General features: G+C 32.8%; 5 protein-coding genes. All 5 read right to left on the bottom strand.

The genetic code is table 11. The features are described 5' to 3' along the window. Nucleotides 1–828: 828 nt before the first annotated feature. Nucleotides 829–1,170: a helix-turn-helix domain-containing protein gene (locus PR833_RS19940; RefSeq protein WP_004921801.1), complete on the bottom strand. Its 342-nt coding sequence runs from the start codon at nucleotides 1,168–1,170 to the stop codon at nucleotides 829–831. 99 nt (nucleotides 1,171–1,269) lie between these two features. Then, nucleotides 1,270–1,950, bottom strand: coding sequence for a fimbria/pilus chaperone family protein (locus PR833_RS19935; protein ID WP_014656397.1), 681 nt, complete (start codon nucleotides 1,948–1,950; stop codon nucleotides 1,270–1,272). 43 nt (nucleotides 1,951–1,993) lie between these two features. Further along, on the bottom strand, nucleotides 1,994–4,420 hold the full coding sequence (locus tag PR833_RS19930) for a fimbria/pilus outer membrane usher protein (protein WP_272526463.1): 2,427 nt from the start codon (nucleotides 4,418–4,420) through the stop codon (nucleotides 1,994–1,996). 39 nt (nucleotides 4,421–4,459) lie between these two features. Further along, nucleotides 4,460–5,116, bottom strand: coding sequence for a hypothetical protein (locus PR833_RS19925; RefSeq protein ID WP_272526462.1), 657 nt, complete (start codon nucleotides 5,114–5,116; stop codon nucleotides 4,460–4,462). 2 nt (nucleotides 5,117–5,118) lie between these two features. Then, nucleotides 5,119–5,826, bottom strand: coding sequence for a hypothetical protein (locus PR833_RS19920; RefSeq protein WP_004921813.1), 708 nt, complete (start codon nucleotides 5,824–5,826; stop codon nucleotides 5,119–5,121). Nucleotides 5,827–5,921: the final 95 nt, after the last annotated feature.

Below are 5,921 nucleotides of genomic sequence, written 5' to 3'. Positions count from 1 at the left end.
TTATAATAAAAAACAAAAAAAGAAAAATAGAATCTATTACCAACATTTATATTAGTAATACATAGAGAAAAATATTTAAACTCGCTGTCATTTCTTAGCTTAACAAAAGCTATAATAAATAATTTTGGTTACTGGTATTAAACACCTCTAAATATGATAAAACATTCTACTTTTATGTGATTTTAAAACATCTTACTGAAATAATGTTTTTCAGATGTAAGTATTATAGATAACTTTTTTATAATTATCATTACACCAAAATCGAGTAAACCGCACTTTAACCTAAAAAATCACAAATGTAACATTTTATTTCATCATTAAAAACAATAAAGTAGATTAACATCTAGCTATCGCACCTATGATTAATGAGGAAATAACTCCAAACAAATCATAATAAGAACTAAAGAAAAGAATAAAATACCTAATTTAATGTAGTTTAATAATTAAACATAAATCCTTTTAATTTTAACTCGGTTAGAGAGTAATTATTCACATTGGAAAAACACTTCATAATAATAACCTTTATCTCTATGATTATTAATCACTTTAGAAGAAGTATCGTCAAGGTAATACACAATATCACGAGTAATATTGTTTCAACATCAAGTTTACCTTGCCTATTTCCTTTAGTATAAAACGACTATCACGATTTTTTATCTTATCACTACAAAACTCTAGATGATAAAGTCGGTTTTACTCAATCTCAGGCAGTCAATTATAGGTAAAGCATGAATTACCTCATTTAATATCAAGGTGGCATAAGCCGTATAAACTTGCCACCTTGATAAAATTAGGATATTCCAAAGCAAACCGACTCTATCTTTAAATTTAAAGGCCTCTTTTTAAAAAATACTTTTCTATCTCTGTATGAGTCTCAAAGTTATAAAACAATGGCTTTAATGTATCATACAATTCATGATTATCTTTTTCTATCTGCTGACGCAGATATGAAAAAAAGGAACTCACATCGCAATCAAGAATGCACAATATATTTAGTAAAGCATCAACAGATATTGTATTAACCCCCCTTTCATATCGAGAGTATTGTTGCTGCGAAATGCCTAATTCACTCGCCATTTTTGTCCCTGAAAATGAACTTGCCTTTCGCAATCTCTTAATTTCTTCACCAATCACTTTGGTGAAAAAGTTTTTAGGTATTACATTATTCAAGGTTAAATTATCCTTTTACTATATATCCTGAAAAATTAAACCCCATTAAATATGCTAAAGATAAATGGGCCTTAATATCTAATTACCTATAATAGGGAATTAGTGTTCCACAGCTAAAATAGCGTTATCACTCATTTTAAATCCATAGCGACTTAAAGGGGAGATAGATATACTCGTTGCATTACCTTTAATATTGACAACTTTGCTTTCACCAGGTCTGATATAAAACTGGTCTAGCGCGTAATCTTCGTTACTCGGTAAAACTTTAAATGAGGGTGATAACCTAATGACTTGCTTTCCATTATTTTTTAATGTTAACTGATTATTTTTTTGGCTCACTGAAAGAGCGTCCCAAGGTGTTTGGCTCACTTTCATATTAGCAGGAGAAACTAACATTGCCACATCCTGACGAATAGGCATTTTAGTGACATTCTCTTTACTTGCCCCAATACCTTGAAATGATGCTTTTAAAATTACTTCATCGGAAATATCAACGCCTTTTTTCAAAATAAAATTAATTTGTTGACTTTGTTGAGGTTCAATACGAACAATCGGTGGCGAAATCATAATATCACCAGCAAGTTTTGTTGAACCATCTAGCTCTTCAACTTTGGTTGATAATAAAATAGGTGAATTACCGGTATTTTTAACATTAAAAACCTTTCGCCCTTCTCCTGCATCTAATATTACAGTCATGGTTTCTAATTGGAAACTTGCATGAACATTTGTGCTCACTATTAATAAAAAGCTTGAAAGAATAGTTGCAAATATTTTTTTCATAAATAACCTCTTTATCAAAATCTATGTTTAGTTTTTTGATGACTTATTGACATATTGCGTCTACTTCTTCATAAAGCAACTCAGATGAAAAATGTTCTGGTACTGTGTATTTCACAATACAATCATCTGAGTTTGGTGAACGAAGAATTAATTCATCACCAATTTGTTCGTTAGTTAAAAAAGTATTCCCTTCACCCATAATGGCACTGACATACTTTCCTTTTTTATTTATTAAGCTTGCACCACTAGGTGCTTTTTGACCGTTTTTAAGCGTAATACTCAGTAATAACTGTCTCATTTCGGTAGCTTTAATTTCTTTTGTAATAACACTTCCTCTAGCAACTGCAACATCGAACGAAGTGGTATCAAGCCGAATATTTAACGGTAAATCTTGCGTGTTCAATTGAACCGTTGTTTTCCTATTTGTTGGTAATGACGAAATGGCAGCCGTACCAAAATGATTCGTGATTGTTGAACCACTGCCTAACGCACTCACCTTAACATTTGGTTGATTTGGAATATATATAATCCCAAAAGTATTACTTAATGGCACTGAAGAGGTTGCAACTAGCCCATTTGAATAAGCAATAGCGCCTGTAGCAGATGACATAAATGAATAAACATTATTTTCAGTCATGGAAGCATTTAATGATAATTGTGTATAAGCATTCGTATTATTAATGCTCCCGTTAACACGATTTACATCACTGCTACGACCTGCACCGATAGAGTAATTCCACCTATCATTCTGTCTATAGTTATAATTCGCCATTAAAGTACTACGGTCATCGTAATATTGGCTTTGTATACTTGCACTTGAACGGCTATTTATTGGGATTGATGCATTCAGATAAAAGCGATTGTCTTGATCTGTTCCAGACTGAAAAGATAAATTTAATGAGACATCACCGATCTTTCTGCTATAACCGACTAAATGACTTACTGTATCTGAACCGTCTCCATAATAATGGTTATAATTTAAACTATAGCTAAAACTTCCCCAGTTAATATCACCCCAACTTGTATAAAGTGAAGAAGAAGTCTGAAGGTCTCGACTAAACCATGGTAAATTCCATGCATCTTCATCCAATATTGGTTGCTGTTTTTCTAATGTACTATCTAACGTCGGATACTCATGACTGCGATATAGAAATGAGACTCCCAATGATGCGGCACCTTTGGCCAACGATGTATTAAAGTCTAACTGGCTTCCCTCTTTTTCATCATTACGAGAAATTGAAACATTGCCTCCACCATTAATGAGTAGTTTTTCTCCAAATGAAGAATGAACACCACCACTTACAGATTGATATTTATCTGAATATAAAGCCCCTGCTGAATAATCTATTTTTTTATATTGTGCGCTTGCTTCCAAACTACTAATTAAAGGATTATCACTTTCTTGAACACTATTGACTGTACGATATTTACCAATAAAAAATTGATAAGATAAAGGTGATAAATTTTCAGTTACTTGATTTGAGGTCATTACTTGATATTTCTGACGCTCACCATTATCTTGAATAACTGTTACATCAACTGGTGTTCCATTGATAATATTATTAATTCTATTTAGTTCAAAAGGACCAGCAGGCACTATTGTTCGATAGAGCAGACGACCATTTTGCTGAACCTCTACGGTTGATGGCGAATTTGCAAAACCAGCTATCGGTACAACTAATCGATTATTAAGCTGTAATGCACTGTCCGAATAGAGTTGAACGCCATTAACTGGTATACCAGAATAATAACTGCCTCGGCTATTCAGTTGACCTATTTCAAATTGAGACTTTAATGACTCGATACTACGCGATAATACTGTTTCATTAAATTGATACTCTGAGTTCCCTTTACTTGAAGAAAAACTACTATTATTGCGTAAAACCCAGTTATTCCAGTTTGCTCCCGTTTCAAATTCACCTTGATAAAACTCTTGGTTATTATGGCCATTAATATGCATACCGTAAATTCGATAGTTATTAACTAAACCAAAACCACCATAAGTCAATTCACGACCTTGCAACTTAGGATCAAAGTTGTTTTCAGCGACTGTAATATCAATAGCAAACTCATTAGGTCGCATTACCACCCGTGAATCAGGATAGACATCTTGAAAAACATGACATCCATCTTCTAAATTTGTCGATTTTAATCTCAACGTCTTCTGCAAACTATCATCAAGGCAAAGATGACCACTATCATCTATTTTGGCATTAACAGAATAAGTTTGATCACCATTTAATTGTATTGTGACATCATGGTTACCAGGAAGAAATTGGCTCCCTTGCATAAAATAATCAGCGACTTCTTCACCGTAACCAAGTGCCTTTAATGAATCAATATCAAAATTCACTTTTGAGTTTTTATCAGCATTATCTTGATTTGATGAATATGAATACTCATTATATAACATGAATATTAAAGCCATAAAAAAATAGTAACGTCGTGTTTTTTTATTAGTATATAACATACATGCTCATTGCTTAATTATAATTAATGTGTTCAGGCATTAAATGCCAAATGAAAAAATCAATTCAGCATTACCGTCTAATTCAGCACCATTAACAATAGGCCCATGGGTTTCTTTTAAAGAATTAAGTTTAGGCGAAACAGTAATATCAACAGAAAATAATTTTCCCGAGGCAATATGACTTTTACCCGTTAACCAACCATAGGTTCTATTTTTTTTCACCGTTATAGCAGATGTTCTTGTTCCTGATAAATTTTCGCTTAAAAACAACTCCGCTTTTTCATTATCAACATTGGCATGACTCAACGTTAATCGATAATCACCTATTTTCCCTGAACCATTTACGTTACCTAACCCAAAATAGCTTTCATCATCCATACGGGAGGAATCATGACGATTATCAATAATTTTTAAAAATAAATTTATCGGTGTATTGCACATCACTTGCCATGTTTGTTTTAATTCTGGAAGCGCTGTGACTTTGTTTAATTTAAAATAATGGGCATGTAACTGGGAAAATTGATAGTTCCCGTTATTTGGTGGGATAATTTCACAACTTGGAGGTGTCACAATATCGGTGATTATATTTTGCCTATATACGCCCTGAGCATTTGAATAATCACAAAAATAGAACATTAACACTACTGTAAGTTGATATAATATTATCCGCATAAGATACATGCCCATTTTTTTCATTATTAAAGACTAAAGCTAAATGTAATTACAGCTTCTGCGTTATAATTAAGTTCATCATTAAGTTCAATATTTGCTTTAGCTAAATCATCTCGTGAGTTAATAAATACACTGTCTTGTTCAAAACTCGCTGAAAAGACTTTTCCAGGTATTAATGATTGCATAAATGCATCTTTACCCCCGGCTTCATGCTTAGTATTAGACCATCCATAGTATTCACCTTTAGTCAATACATAATCTCCAAGCCTAGAAGTGGCATGTGTTGAATTATATAAACGGCGAACATATCCAGAATTATTATCGACCTTAGCATCTTTTACTAAAAATGAGACACCACCAAGTGCGGCCGGTTTACCGCCATTAATATGAAAATATTTATGTGAATACGAGCTTGATACCGGTGTTGAAGGTAAACTCAAACCTTGGTAGGTATCTGTCGCCATAAATATTAAATATGTTTGAGCATCACATGTCACCGTAACGGTATTTTTTACTTTCGAATTTTCGGGAAAAATATACATGCTCGACATAGGTATAACATCAACAGAGAGTTTTCCCATGTCATATATGATATTGGTTTGCTCTTCTCCATTAACCATACAGGTTGGTGGCTTAATATCACCAGATACTTTCAAATTGGCATTTGTATCTGCATAACTAAAGCTAACCGCTAGTAATGGTAGTAAACCTAAATACTTAATTGTGTTTTTCATACTCAGTTAACAACCTCGATAATTAAGATAGGCCAAATAGATGACCTATCTTAGAATCACGTTAGATACCAAAACCAAATGATAGTACCGCGTGG

The organism is Providencia sp. PROV189, from assembly GCF_028480065.1.
Taxonomy (GTDB): Bacteria; Pseudomonadota; Gammaproteobacteria; order Enterobacterales; family Enterobacteriaceae; genus Providencia; species Providencia stuartii.
This window is presented reverse-complemented; position numbering and strand designations above follow the sequence as displayed.